Origin of the sequence: Streptomyces sp. NPDC012769 (assembly GCF_042901205.1) — a bacterium.
Taxonomy (GTDB): Bacteria; Actinomycetota; Actinomycetes; order Streptomycetales; family Streptomycetaceae; genus Streptomyces.
Map to the genome: position 1 here is coordinate 88,478 of NZ_JBIBCP010000007.1, position 19,801 is coordinate 108,278.

General features: G+C 72.7%; 19 protein-coding genes. 1 reads left to right on the forward strand and 18 read right to left on the reverse strand.

What is annotated here, in order from left to right:
- Nucleotides 1-43: 43 nt before the first annotated feature.
- From ACFY7C_RS31585 to fmt, 10 genes are all read right to left on the reverse strand, one after another.
- Entirely contained in the window at nt 44-1,486 is a 1,443-nt protein-coding gene (locus tag ACFY7C_RS31585; RefSeq protein ID WP_389657179.1) for a GuaB1 family IMP dehydrogenase-related protein, read from the reverse strand.
- A 65-nt stretch (nt 1,487-1,551) separates the two neighbouring features.
- Nucleotides 1,552-1,932 (reverse strand): barstar family protein, encoded by a 381-nt coding sequence (locus tag ACFY7C_RS31590; protein ID WP_389657182.1) that lies wholly within the window; start codon nt 1,930-1,932, stop codon nt 1,552-1,554.
- A 107-nt stretch (nt 1,933-2,039) separates the two neighbouring features.
- Complete coding sequence (locus ACFY7C_RS31595; protein WP_389657185.1) at nt 2,040-3,089, reverse strand: sugar-binding transcriptional regulator; 1,050 nt, start codon at nt 3,087-3,089, stop codon at nt 2,040-2,042.
- A gap of 159 nt (nt 3,090-3,248) precedes the next feature.
- Nucleotides 3,249-3,932 (reverse strand): ribulose-phosphate 3-epimerase, encoded by a 684-nt coding sequence (gene rpe, locus ACFY7C_RS31600; protein WP_389657188.1) that lies wholly within the window; start codon nt 3,930-3,932, stop codon nt 3,249-3,251.
- Between the two features lie 157 nt (nt 3,933-4,089).
- Nucleotides 4,090-4,938, reverse strand: a complete 849-nt coding sequence (locus ACFY7C_RS31605) for a hypothetical protein (RefSeq protein ID WP_389657191.1) — start codon at nt 4,936-4,938, stop codon at nt 4,090-4,092.
- 113 nt (nt 4,939-5,051) lie between these two features.
- A complete protein-coding gene (locus ACFY7C_RS31610; protein ID WP_389657194.1) occupies nt 5,052-6,887 on the reverse strand; it encodes an alpha/beta hydrolase in 1,836 nt (611 codons plus the stop codon).
- A 7-nt stretch (nt 6,888-6,894) separates the two neighbouring features.
- Entirely contained in the window at nt 6,895-7,353 is a 459-nt protein-coding gene (locus tag ACFY7C_RS31615) for a hypothetical protein (protein ID WP_389657197.1), read from the reverse strand.
- Between the two features lie 203 nt (nt 7,354-7,556).
- On the reverse strand, nt 7,557-8,996 hold the full coding sequence (locus ACFY7C_RS31620; RefSeq protein ID WP_389657200.1) for an RsmB/NOP family class I SAM-dependent RNA methyltransferase: 1,440 nt from the start codon (nt 8,994-8,996) through the stop codon (nt 7,557-7,559).
- 38 nt (nt 8,997-9,034) lie between these two features.
- Nucleotides 9,035-9,391 (reverse strand): hypothetical protein, encoded by a 357-nt coding sequence (locus ACFY7C_RS31625; RefSeq protein WP_389657203.1) that lies wholly within the window; start codon nt 9,389-9,391, stop codon nt 9,035-9,037.
- A gap of 26 nt (nt 9,392-9,417) precedes the next feature.
- Entirely contained in the window at nt 9,418-10,350 is a 933-nt protein-coding gene (fmt, locus tag ACFY7C_RS31630; RefSeq protein ID WP_389657206.1) for a methionyl-tRNA formyltransferase, read from the reverse strand.
- A gap of 258 nt (nt 10,351-10,608) precedes the next feature.
- On the opposite strand from fmt, the gene ACFY7C_RS31635 reads away from it, so the two are divergent.
- Complete coding sequence (locus ACFY7C_RS31635; protein ID WP_389657209.1) at nt 10,609-11,127, forward strand: hypothetical protein; 519 nt, start codon at nt 10,609-10,611, stop codon at nt 11,125-11,127.
- Between the two features lie 117 nt (nt 11,128-11,244).
- On the opposite strand, the gene ACFY7C_RS31640 is transcribed toward ACFY7C_RS31635, so the two are convergent.
- The 8 genes from ACFY7C_RS31640 to ACFY7C_RS31675 form a co-directional block, all read right to left on the reverse strand.
- Complete coding sequence (locus ACFY7C_RS31640; protein ID WP_389657212.1) at nt 11,245-13,392, reverse strand: primosomal protein N'; 2,148 nt, start codon at nt 13,390-13,392, stop codon at nt 11,245-11,247.
- A 94-nt stretch (nt 13,393-13,486) separates the two neighbouring features.
- Nucleotides 13,487-14,695, reverse strand: a complete 1,209-nt coding sequence (gene metK, locus ACFY7C_RS31645; protein ID WP_389657215.1) for a methionine adenosyltransferase — start codon at nt 14,693-14,695, stop codon at nt 13,487-13,489.
- A gap of 254 nt (nt 14,696-14,949) precedes the next feature.
- Nucleotides 14,950-16,221 (reverse strand): bifunctional phosphopantothenoylcysteine decarboxylase/phosphopantothenate--cysteine ligase CoaBC, encoded by a 1,272-nt coding sequence (gene coaBC / locus ACFY7C_RS31650; protein ID WP_389657218.1) that lies wholly within the window; start codon nt 16,219-16,221, stop codon nt 14,950-14,952.
- A 67-nt stretch (nt 16,222-16,288) separates the two neighbouring features.
- Nucleotides 16,289-16,561 (reverse strand): DNA-directed RNA polymerase subunit omega, encoded by a 273-nt coding sequence (rpoZ, locus tag ACFY7C_RS31655; RefSeq protein WP_005319902.1) that lies wholly within the window; start codon nt 16,559-16,561, stop codon nt 16,289-16,291.
- Between the two features lie 28 nt (nt 16,562-16,589).
- Nucleotides 16,590-17,153 carry a guanylate kinase gene (gene gmk / locus ACFY7C_RS31660; protein WP_389657221.1) on the reverse strand — a complete coding sequence of 188 codons (564 nt, stop codon included), beginning with the start codon at nt 17,151-17,153 and terminating at the stop codon, nt 16,590-16,592.
- Nucleotides 17,154-17,214: 61 nt separating this feature from the next.
- Entirely contained in the window at nt 17,215-17,538 is a 324-nt protein-coding gene (locus ACFY7C_RS31665) for an integration host factor (RefSeq protein ID WP_026246651.1), read from the reverse strand.
- Nucleotides 17,539-17,861: 323 nt separating this feature from the next.
- Nucleotides 17,862-18,695: an orotidine-5'-phosphate decarboxylase gene (gene pyrF, locus ACFY7C_RS31670; protein WP_389657223.1), complete on the reverse strand. Its 834-nt coding sequence runs from the start codon at nt 18,693-18,695 to the stop codon at nt 17,862-17,864.
- The gene (locus ACFY7C_RS31675; protein ID WP_389657226.1) at nt 18,692-19,801 is read right to left on the reverse strand and encodes a quinone-dependent dihydroorotate dehydrogenase; all 1,110 of its coding nucleotides are present in this window, start codon (nt 19,799-19,801) and stop codon (nt 18,692-18,694) included. The genes pyrF and ACFY7C_RS31675 overlap by 4 nt, the downstream gene beginning before the upstream one ends.

Consider the following 19,801-nt stretch of genomic DNA (forward strand, 5'->3'; position numbering starts at 1 on the left):
GTTTTCCCGGGGGCCCACGGCATCAGCCGATTCGTTTCGGCGGTCAGCTCCAGCTGGCGTGCAGCGGCTTGCCCTCCGCGTAACCGGCGGCGGACTGGATGCCGACGACGGCCTTCTCCTCGAACTCGGCGAGCGAGCCCGCACCGGCGTAGGTGCAGGAGGAGCGGACACCGGCGATGATCGAGTCGATCAGGTCCTCGACGCCCGGGCGCTGCGGGTCGAGGAACATCCGGGAGGTGGAGATGCCCTCCTCGAACAGCGCCTTGCGGGCGCGGTCGTAGGCGGACTCGTCCGAGGTCCGGTTCTTGACGGCGCGGGCCGAGGCCATGCCGAAGGACTCCTTGTACGCACGCCCCTTGGCGTCGTGCTGGAGGTCGCCGGGGGACTCGTAGGTGCCGGCGAACCAGGAGCCGATCATGACGTTGGACGCACCGGCGGCGAGCGCCATGGCGACGTCACGCGGGTGACGGACACCGCCGTCGGCCCAGACGTGCTTGCCGTACTTCTTCGCCTCGGCGGCGCACTCCAGGACGGCCGAGAACTGCGGGCGGCCGACACCGGTCATCATGCGGGTGGTGCACATGGCGCCGGGGCCCACACCGACCTTGATGATGTCGGCGCCGGCGTCGATCAGGTCCTTGACGCCCTCGGCGGCGACGATGTTGCCCGCCACGATCGGGACCTGCGGGTCGAGCGCCCGGACGGTCCGGATGGCGGAGATCATCGACTCCTGGTGGCCGTGCGCGGTGTCGATGACGAGCGTGTCCACGCCCGCGTCGAGCAGCTGCTTGGCCTTGCCCGCCACGTCGCCGTTGATGCCGACGGCGGCGGCGATGCGCAGCCGGCCCTTGTCGTCGACGGCCGGCGTGTACAGGGTGGCGCGCAGGGCGCCCTTGCGGGTCAGGATGCCGACCAGCTTGCCGTCCTGGTCGACCGCCGGGGCGTAGCGCCGGTTGTGGTGGTCCAGGGTGTTGAACGCCTCGCGCGGGTCGATGTCGGCGTCGAGCAGCAGCAGGTCCCGGGACATGATCTCGGACAGCTGGGTGAAGCGGTCCACGCCGGACAGGTCGGCGTCCGTGACGACACCGACCGGGCGGTCGAACTCGTCCACGACCACGCCGGCGTCGTGCGCCCGCTTCGGCAGCAGCGAGAGGGCGTCGGCGACGGTCTGGTGCGGGGCCAGGACGATCGGGGTGTCGAGGACGTGGTGACGGCTCTTGACCCACGAGATGACGTCGGTGACGACCTCGATGGGGATGTCCTGCGGGATGACGACCAGGCCGCCGCGGCGGGCCACGGTCTCGGCCATCCGCCGGCCGGCGATGGCGGTCATGTTGGCCACGACCAGCGGAATCGTCGTACCGGTCCCGTCCGGGGAGGAGAGGTCCACGGCCTGGCGGGAACCGACGGCCGAGCGGCTCGGCACCATGAACACATCGTCGTACGTGAGGTCGTACGGCGGCTTGACGTCATTGAGGAAACGCACGTGCTGACATCCCAGTCGTTCGGATCGGCCCCTAGGCATTTCAGCCAGGGGAAAAAGCACGTAGTTCATTGTCCCACGCCGGGGGCGCGGGGTGATGCGGGCTGATCGTCCGAGCCTTGCGAGGGGGCGCTTGTGCGATCCTCCAGATGGGCGAGGTCGCCGCCGAGCGAGAGGAGGACCGCGAGGCCGGCGGAGCTCGCCCGGGCCGCCGCCGAGAACACCTCCTGGGCGATGGACCAGTCGTCCGGTTCGGCCTCGGCGTAAGCGTGCCAGCCCGTCACCACGATCGCCATGGGTTCGCGCATATCGGCGAGGCAGTCGGCGAGCGCGTCCCAGTTGCGGCCGAACCAGACCGGCAGCGGCAGGGTGCGGACGCAGCGGTTGATGAAGGCGTTCTTGTCCGTGACCCCGTGCAGGTCGAGGACGACGGCGTCGTCGATCCTCATCCGGGACCACCTCCCGGAGGCTCTGGTAGTGGTCGTCCGTGTAGTGCGTCTCCCCACCTCGGCCGGTGACGATGCGCCGGGCCCCGGTCGCGTTCGCCGGGCGTCCGTCAGACGCCGTCCGGGTCGGCGCGGTCGAGGGCCGGGCGCGGGGCCGGGCTGAACTCGGTCAGCAGGTAGTCGGCCGCGGACCGGTCGGTCACCAGGCTGGTGACGAGACCGGAGCGGAGCACCGCGCCGATCGCCGCCGCCTTGCGCTGGCCGCCGGCGATGGCGACGACCTCGGGGATCCGGCGCAGCCGGTCCGCCTCGACGGTGATGCACCGCTCGCCGAGGTCCCGGCCGACCCGGCGGCCCTCCGCGTCGAAGAGGTGCGCCGACATCTCGGCCGCGACGCCGAGCGAGGCGTAGTGGGCCCGCTCCTCGTCGGAGAGCATGTCGTGCACGGTCGAGATGCCCGGCTCCCAGGAGCCGATGGACACGCAGGCGACCGTCACCTTGTCGAAGTACTCGAAGGCCCGCGCGATGCCGGTCTGGCTGCGCAGGGCGTTGGCGGTCGCCGCGTCCGGCAGCAGCATGGGCGCGTAGATGGGGTGCGCCTCGCCGCCGGAGACCTGGGCGGCACGCCGTACCGCCTCGACCGAGCCGCGCTCGGCGGTGCCCGCGTCGTACACGCCGGTGAGCTGGACGACGGTGCAGGGCGGCAGCCGGTCGAGGGCGGCCGCCATGTGGATGGTGGAGCGGCCCCAGGCCAGGCCCAGGACGTCTCCCTCGGTGACCAGCTCGCCGAGCAGGTCGGCCGCCACCTCGCCGAGGTTCTCCGGGTCGGGCGACTCCTCGTCGCCCTCCGCCGGGGACTCGACGACGACGGCGTGGCGCAGCCCGTAGCGGGCGCGGAGCGCGTCGGAGCGCTCGGCGTCCAGCTCGGCCGGTACGCGGATCTCGATGCGCACGAGGTCGCGCTCCAGGGCGGTCTCCAGGACCCGCGCCACCTTGAAGCGGCTCACGCCGAACTCCTCGGCGATCTGGATCTTCGACTTGCCCTCGAGGTAGAAGCGGCGGGCCATGGCCGCCGCCTGCACGAGCTCCGCGGGTCCCATCCGCAGGGCTGACCGTCCCGCCGACATACCCGCCACCGCGATCTCCTCACTGCTGTTCACGTACCGCTGCTCATGTGCCGTGTTCCGGCCGCGCTTGCGCTTCGGTGCTGCTGTTCACACTCCGGACTCACCGTTCATCCTGTCAGATCCGGTGGGTCCTGATCGGCCGTGTCGGCGGCCCGATGGACCACGTTCACGTACCGGTGGGTCATTGGAGGCTCAGTGGCCACACGCCCACGGTGCCGAGGCGGTCGCGGCCTCGGCCTGAGCCCGCAGGGAACGGACGGCGGCGGCCGGGTCCGCGGCCCCGTAGACGGCGGAACCGGCCACGAAGACGTCCGCGCCGGCCTCGGCGCACCGCTCGATGGTGGACTCGGCGACGCCGCCGTCGACCTGGAGCCAGAGCTCCAGACCGTGCTTGGAGATCAGCTCACGGGTGCGGCGGATCTTCGGCAGCATGATGTCGAGGAAGGCCTGGCCGCCGAAGCCGGGCTCGACGGTCATGATCAGGAGCATGTCGAGCTCGGGGAGCAGGTCCTCGTACGGCTCGATCGGCGTGGCCGGCTTGAGCGCCATCGACGCCCGTGCCCCCTTGGCCCGGATCTCCCGCGCCAGGCGCACCGGGGCGGCGGCGGCCTCCACGTGGAAGGTGACCGAACCGGCGCCGGCCTCCACGTACTGCGGGGCCCAGCGGTCCGGGTCCTCGATCATGAGGTGGCAGTCGAGGGGGGTGTCCGTCGCCCGGCTGAGCGACTCGACCACCGGCACGCCCAGCGTCAGGTTGGGCACGAAGTGGTTGTCCATCACGTCGACGTGCAGCCAGTCGGCGCCGTCGACCGCCTTCGCCTCCTCGGCGAGGCGGGCGAAGTCCGCGGACAGGATGCTGGGATTGATCTGCGCCATGTGCCAAGCCTGCCACGTTCTTGAGGACTTCTTTGCCGCGATGCGGTGCGGATTGTGCGGGGGCGGGTCCCCGCACGGGACGTAATGGTACAGACCAGTGGATTTCGCCGGCCGCGTGCTCCCGGAACGCGCGGCCGGCGGCGGTCGGAACCGGCCGTCACACGTCCGCGGACGCCGGACCGTCGAAGGGCGTCGTCACCGCGACCCGCAACGCACCGGTGGGCGAGGCCGCGACCTGGGCGACCGTGTGCTCCTCGGGGTGGCCGGCGACGAGGGCCGGGGCGGCCTCCGGGGCCGGCAGCCGGCGCACGTTCCACCCCGCACCACGGAAGTACGTCTCCGCACGCGCGACGGCCCGTGTCCTCTCCTCGTCCGACAGCGGCACGGTCGACCAGGTGTGGTGCACCCCGGCCAGCGCTTCGTCCCGGACCGTGGTGAGGCCCTCCCCGGTCCGCGGGGGCACCGATCCCACCCCCAGCGCGTCGTAGATCCGGCTGGAGTGCCCGAGGGCCCGGCGCGCGGCGGGAGAGTCGGCCTCCGCGGTCTCGAACGCGGCGGGGTCGGCGGCGGCCGAGCCCGCCGAGGCCTTGCCGGGCGGGAGGAAGCAGGGGGACGTCACCTTGAGGGAGGCGATCCCTTCGCCCTTGGCGCGGTCGACGACACCGGTCACGGCGTCCATCCAGAAGTCGTCGGGCTCCGTCCGCATGTAGACCGTCGGGAAGGCCCCGGCCCAGTCGACCTCGCCCGAGGTGTTGTACGTGTAGCCCTTCTTCAGCCAGGCGTCCCGGGCCTGGCGCACGAGGTTCTGGGCCTGGGCCCCGGGAACGCCGGTCAGTTTGTAGATGAGGGTGACCTGCACCCGTTCGTCGGGGCCGTGGTCGTCCCTGGCGAGGCAGGCGCCGACGGGCGCGTTGCCCATGCGCTCCAGGGTCGGTCGGGGTGACATGCCGTCCACCGCCTCGCCGATGATCTGCTCGGCCCGGTCGATCGCCTGCTGCTCGTTCATCGTTACCTGCTTCGGTGGGTTTGCGCCGGCCTGTCCGTCCTCCTGTGCCCCGCACCCGGTCGCCATGATCGTCATGGCCAGCAGTGCGGCAGCCGGGATTGCCCTGCGTGCTTTCACGGTCGTCCTCCGGTCACGATCTTCCCCAGGCTGCCGAGCGGCTTCTCCTCCCAGTACTGGGAGTGCGCCGGCATCATCTCCCAGTCGTGCACCAACGGCAGCTTCCCGTTGGGAACCTCGAAGACCTGGCCACCGAAGTCCTCGGAGGTCGGGTCGGTTCCGTGCACGATCGCGTCACCGTCGAAGAACGTGTCCCAGTACGCCTTCGGGCTGAGCGGGTCCTTGCCTATCGGCGGGGCGAGGTTGATCAGGTCGTTCTGGGCCGTGGCCGCGAAGACGCGGTCCGGCGGGATGTTCAGGTCCTTGGCGTGGTCCACTCCCACACCCGGACTGCCCAGCATGATCGCGTTGTCGACAGGCAGATCGATGTGCATCTCCATCGTCTCGCCCACGACCAGGGAGCCGTAGCTGTGGCCCATGAGCGTCTGCCGCACACCGCCTTCGCGGTGATTGGCCTCCTCGATCCCCTGGATGAAGTCGCCGAGCGGCTCCTTCGCGGCGTCGGCCCACTCGGGCTCCGTCGCGTCGGTCATGATGCCCTGCGGGGCGTCGTAACCGAGCCACACGATCGAGGCCGTCCTGTGGGCGCCGTCCTGGCGCTCCGCCTCCGCCTGGAGCGCCACGGCCCTGTCCATGTCCCCGCCGATGGACTCCAGCTTGGCGAACGTACCCGGCACGTACGTCACCACGTTGTCGGCGGTGTCCGGGTTGCCGATGGAGACGATGGCGCGGCCCATGTTGTCGCCGTCGAACCCGAGGAGATAGGGGCGGTTGCTCTCGCTCGTGAAGGTCTCGAACCGGGACTGGATGGCGTCCATGCCCTTGTAGCCGTTCTCCAGCTGCTTCCTCTTCTCCTCCCACTCCTTCCACTCGTCCGTCGGGACCATCGCGCCCTTGACCTCGCGCCCCGTGACGGGGCTGATGTAGGGCCGGTAGTGCTCCGGCTCCTTCTTCAGCCAGGCGTCGTACTCCAGCTGCCTGGCGGCTCGCTGTTCCGCGAGCACCGTGCGGTTGGCCTCGTCGCGCACGGTCGAGGGGAGGCCGTCGAGGGCCCCGACGCTCGCGGGGTGCATCGAGATGTAGGCCTCGCGCTGCTCGTCGGTCAGGCCGTTCCACCAGTTGGCGTTGTCCTGGGGCCAGTTGTTCTCGGGCGGCGGCTTGATCGCGTCGAGGTAGGCGTCGGCCGCCTCGCGTACGCCCCCGGTGTCCGACGTGACGTCCGTCCAGTCCTTGTCGGACACGGTCAGGTCGTCATCGGCCTTGAGGGCCCGTATCTTCGGCTCCCACTTCGCGTCCGCGTCCGTGGCTTCCTTGAGCGCGTCGGCGATCCGGTCGGCGTACGCCATCGCCTTGCCGTAGTTCGGATTGGGGTGGATGTTCGCCGCCTGGCGCTCCAGGGCGTCGGAGGTCTCGTTCCCGCCGGCGCTCCCCGTCACCGTGCCGCCCTCGGTGTCCTTGTCCGCGCCGGGCTTCCGGCCCGCGGGAAAGGCGACCGAGCCGTCCGCGCCGACCGTGCAGCCGTCGGCCGTGGCGTCGGCGACGGCCGACTCCAGCTTCCGCTTGGCGGCCGCCATGTCGTGGGCGAAGCCGTTGAGGGCCGTGCTGATCACGTGGCACTCGGTCACGGCGTAGTGGAAGTTCTTCGCCAGTGCCTGGAGCTGCTTCTGCGACGCCTCCATCGCCTCACCCGCCAGCGACTTGCGCATCCCGGTGGCGACGGTGTTCTCGACGTGCTCCTTGGCCGCCTGGGCCGCGTTGCCCAGGGCACGGTATCCGTCGGCGGCGCCCTCGAACTCGGCCGACTTGAAGGCCTTGAGGGTGGCGTAGTCCATGCCCGCCTCACCGGCCCTTCGTCTGGCCGCCGACGGCGTCCGTGTCCGCGTACTCGCGGCTCAGCCGGTCCATCTCGCCCTTGACCGCGTCATCGGTCGTCAGTACGTCGCGGCCCACCTGCTGCAGGATGCCCTGGAGGGAACCGCACCTCTTGCTGACGCTCTCGGCGTACTTCTTCCAGGAGTCGTAGACGTCCTTCTGCGCGGCCGCGGTCAGACAGCCCGTGGTCGCGCCGAGCCCCGCCTGGCCCGCCTCCAGCTTGGTCAGCCCGGTGCCGATGCCCTGGCGAAGGGAGCCCACGCCCTCACCGGCGGTGTTCCACGCCTTCTGGCTGGACTTCAGGCCGCCCGTCACGGCGCTGGGCCCGGAACCGGGCTCGACCGGCACCTGGTTGAGCCGCATCGCCGTGGGTTGCCCGCCGCCGGCCATCTCGGCCTTGATCTGGTCCCACTCGTCCCACGCCACGCCTCGTCCCCCGCTTCACCGCTGTGGATCATCAGTCAGGGACCACTAGATCCCAGCAGCGAGGCTCAACTCATGAGTATCCGTACTCATCTGACTGAGCATCCGATCCACCGCGGGGCGCGGGGACCAGGGGCGAAGGCCGGCAGGCGTGGGCACGGCGGCGGCCCGCCGGCGCGGTGCAGGCCGCCGTTTCCGGGCGGGGTTCAGGCCGTGCGGCGGATCAGGGCCAGGTACATCGCGTCCGTGCCGTGCAGATGCGGCCACAGCTGGACGTCCGGCCCGTCGCCGAGCTCGGGGACGCCGGGCAGCAGCGGCCGGGCGTCGATCAGTTCGGCGCCGCCGGTCTTCTTCAGGACGTCGTCGACGACCACCCGGGTCTCCGCCAGGTGCGGCGAGCAGGTCGCGTAACCGACCACTCCCCCGATACGGACGGCCCGCAGCGCCTCGGTGAGCAGCCCGCGCTGGAGCGGGGCGAAGCCGTCGAGGTCGGAGGGGCGGCGGCGCCAGCGTGCCTCGGGGCGACGGCGCAGGGCGCCGAGGCCCGAGCAGGGCACGTCCATCAGGACCCGGTCGAAGGAGCCCTCGCGCCACGGCGGGCGGGTGCCGTCGGCGGCGATGACCTGATACGGGCCGGGGTTGCCGGCCAGGGCGCGCTCGACCAGGCGGGCGCGGTGCGGCTGCTTCTCGGAGGCCAGCAGGGCGGCGCCGCGCTCGGCGGCGAGCGCGCCCAGCAGGGCCGCCTTGCCGCCGGGGCCCGCACAGCCGTCGAGCCAGCGGGTGTCGGGGCCGTCGACGGGCGCGTTGGCGAGGGCGATCGCGACCAGCTGGCTGCCCTCGTCCTGGACGCCGGCCCGGCCCTCCGCGACGGCCGTGAGGGCGCCGGGCTCGCCGCCCTCGGCGAGCCGCCGCGCGTACGGCGACCAGCGCCCGGGCTCGGTCTCGGCCGCCGCGGCCAGCTCCTCGGTGGTGGCCCGGCCGGGGCGGGCGACCAGGGTCACCTCGGGCCGCTCGTTGTCGGCCTCCAGGAGCGCCTCGATCCCGGCGCGGCCGCCGCCGAGGGCGTCCCAGAGCGCGGAGACCACCCAGCGGGGGTGCGAGTGGACGACGGCGAGGTGGTCCTCGGCGTCCTCCTCGTAAGGCGGCGCGACCCGGGCCACCCAGGTGTCGAAGTCGTCCTGCGCGATCTTGCGCAGCACCGCGTTCACGAACTTGGCCCGCCCGTCGCCGAGCACCACCCGGGCCAGCTCGACGGTGGCGGACACGGCGGCGTGGCTCGGCGTCCGCATGCCGAGCAGCTGGTGCGCGCCGAGCGCGAGCACGTCGAGCACCGGCGGGTCGACCTCGCGCAGCGGCCGGTCGACGCAGGCGGCGATGATCGCGTCGTACGTCCCCTGCCGGCGCAGCGTCCCGTACACCAGCTCGGTCGCCAGCGCCGCGTCCCGGCCGTCGAAGTCACCCTTGTCCCGGGCCTTCTTCAGCAGCGGCGGCAGCACCAGGTTCGCGTAGGCGTCCCGCTCGTCCACGGCCCGCAGCGCCTCGAAGGCGAGGATCCGGACGGGGTCCTTCTTGGGCCTGCGGTGCGGCCTGGGGGCCTTGGTGGCGTTCGAGGGGTTCGGGGTGCGGCGACGTGCCTGCTCGCTCAAAGGTGCTCCGCGTGACGAAAGTGAGAGGTCGAACCCTCTCAGCGTACGTCCGCGCTCCCCCGCCGGGAAAAACGCCCCTGCCGGATCGCCCAGCCGTCGGCGGCGATCAGACACGACACCGGCTCGGTGCCGCCGCCGTCGGCCTCGAAGGCGACGAGCACGCCCGGCTCGTCGCCGACGAGCCGGGTGATCTCCGCTCGCTCCCGCGGCGTCGGTTCGCGGAACGCCGGGTCCATGAAGTCCGTCGGGCAGCGCATGTAGAGGGTGTCCGTGAAGACCACCTCGAGCCCGTGGTGGTACGTGAGGTCGTGGCCGGCGGCGAGCGTCAGCCGGCTGCCGTCGTAGCGCAGGACCGTCCAGTCCCACCAGGACCCCTCGGGGAGCGGGAGCAGCACGTCCCTACCGCCTGCGCCCTGCCCCGCTACGCCCCGACGCGCTCGCCGGGGGCGATCCGGACGCCGCGTGCCCAGTCCGCCGCCTTCATCGGCTTCTTGCCCTGGGGCTGGACCCACAGCAGCTCGACGGCGTGGGAGCCGGTGCCGACGTACACGTTGTTCTTGCCGACCGCGAGTTCGCCCGGAGCCAGGTCGGTGCGGTCCGGCAGCAGGGCGAGCTGGATCAGCTTGAGGCGCTCGCCGCGGAACAGGGTCCAGGCGCCGGGGGCCGGGGTGCAGCCGCGGACCACGCGGTCGACGCGGAGCGCCGGGGCGGCGAAGTCGACGTGCGCGTCCTCGACCTGGATCTTCGGGGCGAGGGTGATGCCCTCGGCCGGCTGCGGCACGGCCTTGAGGGTGCCGTCCTCGATGCCGTCCATGGTCGCCGCGAGCAGCCCCGCGCCCGCGAAGGCCAGCCGGGTGAGCAGGTCGCCGCTGGTGTCGGTGGGGCGGACCTCCTCGGTGACGACCCCGTACACCGGCCCGGAGTCGAGACCCTCCTCGATCCGGAAGGTCGACGCTCCGGTCACCTGGTCCCCGGCCATCACCGCGTGCTGCACCGGCGCCGCGCCGCGCCACGCGGGCAGCAGCGAGAAGTGCAGGTTGACCCAGCCGTTGGCCGGGATGTCCAGGGCGACGCGGGGCAGCAGCGCGCCGTACGCGACGACCGGGCAGCAGTCGGGCGCGATCTCCCGGAGCCGTGCGAGGAACGCCTCGTCGCGCGGCCGCTCCGGCTTGAGGACCTCGATCCCGGCCTCCTCCGCCCGCTCGGCGACGGGGCTCGCGACGAGCCGCCGCCCGCGCCCCGCGGGGGCGTCGGGCCGGGTGACGACGGCGGCCACCTCGTGCCGCCCGGAGGCGAGCAGGGCGTCCAGGGCGGGTACGGCGACCTCGGGGGTACCTGCGAAGACGAGCTTCACGCGGGAAAACCTCGCATCTCGGGGCGTTGGGAGTGCCTCCCTGCTCGGGCCAAGCCGAGCGCGGGGAGGGCAGCACACCAGTCTAGGGGCCGCCGGCCCGGGGGGCGTACGGAAGGGCGAGCGCCCTGCGCATATGCGGATACGCCCCCGCAGCGTGACCCCAGCCCGGGTGGCGCGTTGGTCAAGAGAGATTGACCGAATCGGGTCGCCCTCCCCCCGCGACCCGCCCCTTTTCACGCCGGTTCGAGAGGCTTATCCATGGCCGACCACGCAACCCACGACGCCCAGGCCCGGGCGAGTCTGCACCTGCTGGTGCGGGACATCGAGCGGGTCCGGCGGCAGGTTGACGCACTGCGCACCCTGACGGCCCAGCTGGGCAATGTCTACCGCCCTCGCCGCTCCGCCCCTTCGACGGGCTTCGTCGTCTACGGACGCGCCCCCGCTCCGACCGTCCGCCTCGCCCAGGAGCTGCGGGACAGCGTCGAGACCCTGGTGACGGCCGCGGTGGACTTCGACCGCTCCCTCGGTTTCTCGTGGGACGCGGTGGGCTCCGCGCTCGGAGTCACCAAGCAGGCGGTCCACCGCCGCTACGGATCCCGCCGCGCGCCCCAGCCGGGCGTCGCCCTGGAGCAGGAGCGCCCCGCGGAGACGACCGCGACGCGGACGATCCCGGTGGTCCCGCCGGCCCGCAGCATGCCGCCCCAGCCGACGTCGGGCAGCCAGACCCTCCGCGAGGAGGCCCGCCCGGCGGCCTTCCCGGCGCCGCGCAACGGCTGACGGGACCCCCAGGCCGGCCCCAGACCGTCCGCAGACCCTTCCAGGCCGCCCGTGCCCCACGGCACGGGCGGCCTGACGCGTCAGCGGGCCGGGCGGGCTCGCGGGGCGGGGCGGCGGTCAGCCGATGTCCGGCGGGTCGACCCGCACGCGCACCGGCTCGCCCCCGCCCCGGGCGAGCCGGGACGCCTGGGCCTTCTTCAGGGCCGTGGCCAGGGCGGCGCCGCTGCCCGGGGGGACGCGGATCAGGGCGCGGTCCCACTGCTCGCCCGGCGGGGTGTCGCCGGGGCGGCGGGGACCGCCGGGGCGGGTGACGGGCAGCGGGACCGGACCCAGGATCTCGGCGTCGGGGGGCAGTTCGGCGGCGGACAGGAAGGCCGCGAGGGCCTCCGGCGGGGCCGCCACCGCCGCCATGCGCGAGACGGGCGGGAACCCCAGCTCGGCGCGCTCGGCCAGCTCGCGCTGGGCGTGGCCGACGGGGTCCCAGCGGACGAGGGCCTGGACGGGGCGCAGGGTGGGTTCCGCGACGACCACCACCGTGCCGCCGTCGCCCTGGCCACGCACCAGCGAGGCCGCGTCGATCCAGCGGCGCAGCGCCTCCTCGCCGGCCCGCAGGTCGGGGCGGCCGAGCATGGCCCAGCCATCGAGGAGCAGGGCGGCCGCGTAGCCGCCCTCGGCGACGGGTTCGGCGCCGGGGGTGCTCACCACCAGGGCCGGCCGGCCGGGCACGCGGTCGAGGACGTGGTCGCGCCCCGAGGTGCGTACGGGCACGGCGGGGAAGGCCCGGCCCAGCTCCTCGGCGGTGCGCCGGGCGCCCACCACCTGGGCGCGCAGCCGGGTGGAGCCGCACGCCACGCAGTGCCAGTCGGCCGCGGACTTCCCGCACCAGCCGCAGTGCAGCTCCTGCTGTTCGGGGGCCTCCAGGGGGCCGGAGCAGTGCCGGCAGCGGGCGGGGGTGCGGCACCGCTCGCAGGCGAGCCGGGGCACGTATCCACGGCGCGGCACCTGGACGAGGACCGGACCGGTCTTCAGGCCCTCGCGCACCACCTGCCAGGCGAGGGTGGGCAGCCGGGCGGCGCGGGCGGCCTCGTCGCGGGCGAGGTCCGTGTCGCCGACGGTCCGGACGAGCGGGGCGGCGGTCCGCACCTGGTCCCGGCCGGCGACCAGTGGCCGGGCCCAGCCGGACTCGACGAGCTGGGCGGCCTCGACGGTGCAGCTGGTGGAGCCGAGCAGGAAGGCGCACCGGTCGTGGGCGGCGCGCAGCAGCAGCACGTCGCGGGCGTGCGGCTGGGGGGCGTGGAGCTCGCTGTGGCTGGTGTCGCCGTCGTCCCAGATGACGGCGAGCCCGAGGTCGCGGACCGGCGCGAACATGGCGGCCCGGGTGCCGACGACCGCGCGGACGGCTCCGCGCCGGACGGCGAGCCACTGCGCGTACCGCTTCTCGGGGCCGGCCTCGGCGGTGAGCAGGGCGTGCCGCCCCTCGCCGAGGAGGTCGGTGAGGGCCTGGTCGACGCGGGCGGCGGCCCGGCCGTCGGGGACGACGACGAGCGCGCCCCGGCCGGAGGCGAGGGTGGCCGTGACGGCGCGGGCGATCTCGTCGGCCCAGTGCGGGCCCGGCAGCGCGTTCCACACGGCCCGGGGCGCACCACCGCTCGCCAGCGCGTCCAGGAACGCCGCTCCCTGCTCGTACCGCCCCCAGCTGCCCGGCTCGGGCGGGGCCGGAGCCGGCAGCGGCGCGGGCGAGGGCCGGCTCTCGGCGCGGGCGTTGCGCGGCGGGACGGCGAGCTGGAGCACGTCGGCGAGGCTGCCCGCGTAGCGGTCGGCGACGGCGCGGGCGAGTCCGAGCAGCTCGGGTCCGAGCACCGGCTCGGGCGAGACGACGTCGGCGAGCGCGGCGAGCGGCCCGGAGTAGTCCGACTCGGCGCGCCGCTCCACGAGGAACCCGTCGATCAGCCGCCCGCCCTCGCGCCGGCCGCCCCGCACCTGGTGCGCCCCGGCCCCGAACCGCACCCGCACCCGCACCCCGGGCTGGGCGACGGCGTCCAGCTCCTCGGGCACGGCGTAGTCGAAGAACTGGTCGAGGTGCAGCACGCCCTTGTTCACCACGACCCGCGCCACCGGCAGCTCCTTCGCCAGTGCGGCCCCCCGCCACGTCCGCGGCTTGGCCCGCGGCACCTTCGCCTGCCGCACCGTCTCCCGGATGAGCGCGAGCTGCTCGGGCTCCTCGTGCCCCTCGTGCCCCCGGGGCTTCTCGTTCTCGCTGCTCACAGCCCCATACCTACCAGACGCCACCGACAGTCAGGAGAAGACGGCGAAGGCCCGGCACCACCGGGTGCCGGGCCTTTCGTCGTGCTGCGGTCGCTTACAGACCGGCGGCCGCCTTGAGGGCGTCGACGCGGTCGGTGCGCTCCCAGGTGAAGTCCGGCAGCTCACGGCCGAAGTGGCCGTAGGCGGCGGTCTGGGAGTAGATCGGGCGGAGCAGGTCGAGGTCGCGGATGATCGCGGCCGGGCGGAGGTCGAAGACCTCGGCGATGGCGTTCTCGATCTTCTCGTTCTCGATGGTGTTGGTGCCGAAGGTCTCGACGAAGAGGCCGACGGGCTCGGCCTTGCCGATCGCGTAGGCGACCTGGACCTCGCAGCGGGAGGCGAGGCCCGCGGCGACGACGTTCTTGGCGACCCAGCGCATGGCGTAGGCGGCCGAGCGGTCGACCTTGGACGGGTCCTTGCCGGAGAAGGCGCCGCCACCGTGGCGGGCCATGCCGCCGTAGGTGTCGATGATGATCTTGCGGCCGGTGAGGCCGGCGTCGCCCATCGGGCCGCCGATCTCGAAGCGGCCGGTCGGGTTGACCAGGAGGCGGTAGCCGTCGGTGTCGAGCTTGATGCCCTCCTCGACGAGCTGCTTCAGGACGTGCTCGACGACGAACTCGCGGATGTCGGGCGCGAGCAGCGACTCGAGGTCGATGTCCGAGGCGTGCTGGGAGGAGACGACGACCGTGTCGAGGCGGACGGCCTTGTCGCCGTCGTACTCGATGGTGACCTGGGTCTTGCCGTCGGGGCGCAGGTACGGGATGGTCCCGTTCTTGCGGACCTCGGTCAGGCGGCGCGAGAGGCGGTGCGCCAGGTGGATCGGGAGCGGCATGAGCTCCGGGGTCTCGTCCGACGCGTAGCCGAACATCAGGCCCTGGTCGCCGGCGCCCTGCTTGTCGAGCTCGTCCTCGTCGCCCTCGACGCGCGACTCGTAGGCGGTGTCGACGCCCTGCGCGATGTCCGGGGACTGCGACCCGATGGAGACCGAGACGCCGCAGGACGCGCCGTCGAAGCCCTTCTTCGAGGAGTCGTACCCGATGTCGAGGATCTTGTTGCGGACGAGGGTGGGGATGTCCGCCCAGGCCTTGGTGGTGACCTCACCGGCGACGTGCACGAGGCCGGTGGTGATCAGCGTCTCGACGGCGACGCGGGAGGTGGGGTCCTCCTTGAGCAGCGCGTCGAGGATGGTGTCGCTGATCTGGTCAGCGATCTTGTCGGGGTGACCCTCGGTCACGGACTCCGAGGTGAACAGACGACGGGACACAACGCTCCCTGGGGTTGCAGCGGCTGCTGGCTACTCGATTGCGGACCGGCAGGGGGCTGCGCCCCGCGACGTTCCGAGGACAGTCTATCGGGCAGGATCGGGCATCTGACCAGGTCCCCTTTCCGGCAGGGGCGTGATCTGTGCGGTATTCGACGCGCCGAGCTGGACTTATGTCCGGTTTCGCGGGATTTCTCTCCGCCGTGGGAGGGACGTCCGGGCGCCCCTTCCCGTTCCCGCGGAATTCACCCCGGCCCTCACCCGACGCGGGTGCGCAGGCGCGGCAGCACCAGGTCCCAGACCGTCTCCGCGAGGGCTTCCTTCGGTCCGTACGGCACGGGCGTCTCGGTGCCGTCGGCGGCGAGGACCACGGCCTCGTTCTCCTCCGACCCGAAGGTCTTGCGTTCCCCCACCTCGTTGACGACGAGCAGGTCGCAGCCCTTGCGGCGCAGCTTCTGCCGGCCGTTGGGGAGCACGTCGTCCGTCTCGGCGGCGAAGCCGACGACGACCTGGCCGGGCAGGGCGCGGTCGGCGGAGATCTCGGCCAGGATGTCCGGGTTGCGGACCAGCTCGACGGTCGGGGCGCCGCCGTCGTCGGTCTTCTTGATCTTGCCGGCGGCGTAGGCGGCGGGGCGGAAGTCGGCGACCGCCGCCGCCATGACGACCGCGTCGGCGTCGGCGGCGGCCTTGAGGACCGCCTCGCGCAGCTGTACGGCGGTGCCGACGCGCACGACGTCGACGCCCGCGGGGTCGGGCAGCCCGGTGTTGGCCTCGATCAGGGTGACCCGGGCGCCGCGGGCGGCGGCGGCCCTGGCGAGGGCGTAGCCCTGCTTGCCGGAGGAGCGGTTGCCCAGGTAGCGGACCGGGTCGAGGGGCTCGCGGGTGCCGCCGGCGCTGATCACCACATGGCGGCCGGCGAGGTCGGGGGTCGTCACGCCTCGGGCGAGGACCCGTCGGCAGATCTCGAAGATCTCGTTGGGGTCGGGCAGCCGGCCCTTGCCGGTGTCGACGCCGGTGAGCCGGCCGACGGCGGGCTCGATGACCACGGCGCCGCGGCGGCGCAGGGTGGCCACGTTCTCCTGGGTGGCGGGGTGCTCCCACATCTCGGTGTGCATGGCGGGCGCGAAGACCACCGGGCAGCGGGCGGTGAGCAGGGTGTTGGTCAGCAGGTCGTCGGCGAGGCCGTGGGCGGCCTTGGCCAGCATGTCGGCGGTGGCGGGGGCGACGACGACGAGGTCGGCGGCCTGGCCGATCCGCACGTGCGGGACCTCGTGGACGGTCTCCCACACCTCGGTGGAGACGGGGTTGCCGGAGAGCGCGGACCAGGTGGCCTCTCCGACGAAGTGCAGGGCCGAGTCCGTCGGCACGACCCGGACGTCGTGTCCCGACTCGGTCAGCCGCCGCAGCAGCTCGCACGCCTTGTACGCGGCGATGCCGCCGCTCACGCCCAGCACGACCTTCGGCCTCGTCACCGCGCTCAACTCTGCTCCCCGCGCTCGGATGCGTACGACGGATGCGTACGACTCCATGAGACACCACAGGCCCGGCGGATGTTCCGCCGGGCCTGTGGTGGCAATCGTGACAAGCGATGCGCGCTTACTGCGCCGGGCCCTCGATGGCCTCGGAGGTCAGCAGGCCCGCGTTGATCTCGCGCAGGGCGATCGAGAGCGGCTTCTCGTGGACGTGGGTGTCCACGAGCGGTCCGACGTACTCGAGCAGACCCTCACCGAGCTGCGAGTAGTACGCGTTGATCTGACGCGCGCGCTTGGCCGCGTAGATCACGAGGCTGTACTTCGAGTCAGTGGCCTCGAGCAGCTCGTCGATCGGCGGGTTGATGATGCCCTCGGGCGCGGTGATGGAAGAGGACACGCTCTACCTTCCGAAGATGGAAAAAAGATCAGACAACGTGCATCAACGTTAGCAGCTCGCGTGCGACGTCCTCGACGGAGGTGTTGACGAGGGTGGTGTCGAACTCCGACTCGGCGGCCAGCTCGACCTTCGCGGCCTGCAGCCGGCGCTCGATGACGTCGGGCGACTCGGTGCCGCGGCCGGTGAGCCGGCGGACCAGCTCGTCCCAGCTCGGCGGGGCCAGGAAGACCAGCTGGGCCTCGGCCATGGAGTCCTTGACCTGACGCGCGCCCTGGAGGTCGATCTCCAGGAGCACCGGCTCGCCCGCCTCCAGGCGGTCGAGGACGGCGCGGCGCGGGGTGCCGTAGCGGTTGCCCGCGAACTCGGCCCACTCCAGCAGCTCGCCGTTGGCGACCAGCTTGTCGAACTCGTCGTCCGTGACGAAGAAGTACTGGACGCCGTGCTGCTCGCCGGGTCGCGGCTTCCGTGTCGTGGCCGACACCGAGAGCCAGACCTCGGGGTGGACCTTGCGCATATGAGCGACGACCGTGCTCTTGCCCACCCCTGAGGGGCCGGAGAGCACGGTCAGCCGCGGACGTACCTCTGCTGCCATGCAGCGATTATTCCAGCTTTACGGGTGTGCCCGGGACGCTTGCCCCCGGGCGGGGGCGCCCTCAGGCGCCGGTGCTGCCGAACTCGCGCTCCAGGGAGGCGATCTGGTTGGACCCGAGGCCGCGGACCCGGCGGCTCTCGGAGATGCCCAGTCGCTCCATGATCTGCTTGGCGCGGACCTTGCCCACGCCCGGCAGGGACTCGAGCAGCGCGGAGACCTTCATCTTGCCGATGACGTCGTTCTCCTGGCCCTGCTTGATGACCTCGTGGAGGGAGGCGCCGGAGTGCTTGAGTCGATTCTTGACCTCGGCCCGCTCCCGGCGAGCCGCGGCGGCCTTTTCGAGCGCGGCTGCGCGCTGTTCAGGGGTAAGGGGCGGAAGAGCCACGCCTACGTCACCTCGGATGTCGAACTGTCGGATACGGACCGGTGGGAAGCTGCACGCCCCGCGCGAGCGGAGCACACCACACCAGTGGAGCAACGACCGACGTGGAGTACGCCGAACGCCGACTCTGTCCCGGAGACTAGCGGCCGAGGCCGCTCCAGTCAGCGAGAACAGACGAAAAGTCCTGGTCAGCATCGACCGACCAGGACTTTTCCGACATAACGACCCGGTTTTGGGTCAAGTTTTGTCAAGGAGTGAGACGGCGAGGACACGCCGCCCGACCTGCGGATTGGCGAGAACCCGCCGAAAACGGCCCTCGGGGTGCCTCAGGCGCCCACGGCCTCCCTGATCTCGTTCGCGTAACGTTCCGCCGCGGCCCGCAGCGCGGCTCCGTCCGGACCCTCCTTGAGCACCCCGCGGCTGACGTTCGGGACCACGTTGCGCACCGCCGCGCCGAAGACGGCGGGCAGGTCGGCCGCGGTCGCGCCCTGGGCGCCGATGCCGGGCGCGAGCAGGGGGCCGTTGATGTCGAGGTCGAAGGCGGACAGGTCGCCGAGGGTGGCGCCGACGACCGCGCCGAAGGAGCCGAGCGGGCTCTCCCCCGCGTTCTCCTCCGCCAGGTGCGCCAGCATCGTCGCGCCGACGCTGCGGCCGTCCTCGCGCACCGCGCGCTGGACCTCGGCCCCCTCCGGGTTGGAGGTCAGCGCCAGCACGAAGAGCCCGGCACCGGACTCCCGGGCCAGGTCCACGGCCGGCTTCAGCGAGCCGTAGCCGAGGTACGGGGAGACGGTGAGCGCGTCGGAGAAGAGCGGGGAGTCCTTGCGCAGGAAGGCCTCCGCGTAGGCGGCCATGGTGGAGCCGATGTCGCCGCGCTTGGCGTCCATGACGACCAGGCCGCCGGCCTCGCGCAGATCGGCGACGGCCCGCTCCAGGACGGCGACGCCGCGGGAGCCGAAGCGCTCGAAGAAGGCCGCCTGGGGCTTGAAGACGGCGACGGTGTCGGCCAGCGCCTCGACGACCGTGTACGTGAAGCGCTCCAGGCCCGCGATGTCGTCGGCCAGGCCCCAGGAGTCCAGGAGCGAGGCGTGCGGGTCGATGCCGACGCACAGGGGGCCGCGCTCGTCCATGGCGGAACGGAGTCGTGCACCGAAGGGGATCATGCGGTGGCCTTTCGGGTGTCGGCGCCGACGGCCTCGGCGAGGGTGGCGTACGGGGAGGCGGCGAGGCGCGCCGCGAGGCCCTTGTGGATCGCGCGGGCGTAGAAGGGGCCCTCGTAGATGAAGGCGCTGTAGCCCTGGACCAGGGTGGCGCCGGCGAGGATCCGCTGCCAGGCGTCCTCGGCGTTCTCGATGCCGCCGACGCCCACGAGGACCATCCGGTCGCCCACGCGCGCGTAGAGGCGGCGCAGGACCTCCAGGGAGCGCTGCTTGACGGGGGCGCCGGACAGGCCGCCGGTCTCCTTGATCAGCGCGGGGTCGGACTTCAGGCCCAGGCCCTCGCGGGCGATGGTGGTGTTGGTGGCGATGATGCCGTCCAGACCGAGCTCCAGGGCGAGGTCGGCGACGGCGTCCACGTCCTCGTCGGCGAGGTCGGGGGCGATCTTCACCAGGAGCGGGACGCGGCGGCCCGTCACGGAGCGGTCCGCGGCCTCGCGGACGGCCGTGAGCAGCGGCCGCAGCGACTCGGTGGCCTGGAGGTTGCGCAGGCCCGGGGTGTTCGGGGAGGAGACGTTGACGACCAGGTAGTCGGCGTGCCGGGCGAGGCGCTCGGTGGACTTCACGTAGTCGGCGGCGGCCTCGGCCTCGGGCACGACCTTGGTCTTGCCGATGTTGACGCCCACGACCGTCCTGAAGACGGGGTTGCGGGCGGCCAGGCGGGCGGCGACGGCGGCGGAGCCCTCGTTGTTGAAGCCCATCCGGTTGATCAGGGCGCGGTCCCCCACGAGCCGGAAGAGCCGCTTCCTGGGGTTGCCGGGCTGGGCCTCGCCGGTGACCGTGCCGATCTCGACGTGGTCGAAGCCGAGCATGGCCATGCCGTCGATGGCGACGGCGTTCTTGTCGAAGCCGGCGGCGAGGCCGAAGGGGCCGTGCATGCGCAGGCCGAGGGCCTCGGTGCGCAGCTCCTCGTACCGGGGCGCGAACGCGGCGGCGACGAAGGTGCGCAGGACCGGGACGCGGGCCGCGAACCGGATCCAGCGGAAGGCCAGGTGGTGGGCCTCCTCCGGGTCCATCCGCTTGAAGACGAGGTGGAAGAAGAACTTGTACAT